This is a genomic window from Amycolatopsis kentuckyensis (assembly GCF_002155975.1).
GTDB classification, from domain to species: Bacteria; Actinomycetota; Actinomycetes; order Mycobacteriales; family Pseudonocardiaceae; genus Amycolatopsis; species Amycolatopsis kentuckyensis.
The window spans coordinates 1-1,163 of record NZ_MUMI01000717.1 but is presented as its reverse complement, the minus strand read 5'-3'; the positions used below and the strand labels follow the sequence as shown (position 1 = coordinate 1,163).

The 1,163-nt window shown below is 71.8% G+C and carries 1 protein-coding gene; it reads left to right on the top strand.

Features of this window, described 5'->3' with window-relative positions; all coding sequences use genetic code 11:
- Positions 1-105 precede the first annotated feature (105 nt).
- On the top strand, positions 106-1,163 hold a 1,058-nt coding region (locus CCN39_RS46375; RefSeq protein ID WP_143264433.1), incomplete at its 3' end, for a styrene monooxygenase/indole monooxygenase family protein.

Here is a 1,163-nt window from a genome sequence, read left to right as displayed (position 1 = left end):
AGGAATGCACCGGCCGGTGCTGGCTCGGCGGGTCGCGGTCGCCACCGCGGAGCCGTTCGCGACGACGGCCACCTGCCCCCGCCCTCCGGCTGGCGGTCGGTTCGGTTGGGCTCGACGACGTACGCACTGCCCTGGAAGCCGGGGAGGAAGCGTTCCGCTGATCCGCCCGAACGGGCAGGGATTTCCGCCGCGCCCCGAGTACGTTGGGACGGAAGGGTTTCCGGGGAGGGGTGGGCCATGCGGCGGATCGGGATCGTCGGTGCGGGGCAAGCGGGATTGGTGCTCGGCATCGGGCTGCGGCAACTGGGCTACGACGTCACGGTGTTCGCCGAGCGTTCCGCGGCGGAAGTTCGGGCCGGGCGGCTGATCTCCAACCAGTGCCTGTTCGCGCCGGCGCTCGAACGCGAGCGTGCACTCGGCATCAACTTCTGGGACGCCGACGCGTCGCCGGTCCGGGAGGTCGCCTTTGCGGCCGCCGGGGCTGGGGCGGAGCCGGCGATCGCCTGGCGGGTGGGGCTCGATCGGCATGCCCAGTCCGTCGACCAGCGCGTGAAAGTGTCGGATTGGATGGGGGAATTCGAACGTCTCGGGGGCGAGCTGCGGATCCGCCGGGTCGGTCCGGACGAGCTCGACGCGTGCGCTCGCGAGTTCGAGCTGCTCGTCGTCGCCGCCGGGCGGGGGCCGCAGTTCGACTCGCTCTTTCCGCGCGATGACGAGCGGTCGCCCTATCGCGAGCCGCAGCGGGCCATTGGGATCTTCTACGTGGCCGGGGACGTCGACGCCGTTCCCGGGTTGACCTTCGGGATGGCGGAAGTCGGCGAGTTCTTCCTGCTGCCCGTTCTCTCCGTGCACGGGCCGGTGCACGGCCTCGGCTTCTTCGGCGTGCCCGGTGGGCCGATGGACGTCTGGGACGGCGTCACCGACGTCGGCCAGCACTACGAGATGGCGCGGAAGCTGCTGCGCGCGCACTACCCGTGGCAGGCGGCGCTGCTCGACGAAGCGCATCCGGTGGCGCCGACCGAACTGCTGCACGGCCGGATCACGCCGGTGGTGCGGCGGCCGGTCGGGACCTTGCCGTCCGGGGCGAAAGTGCTCGCCATGGGTGATACCGCGGTGACCAACGATCCGATCGGCGGCCAGGGCGCCAACATGGCCGCCCGCGC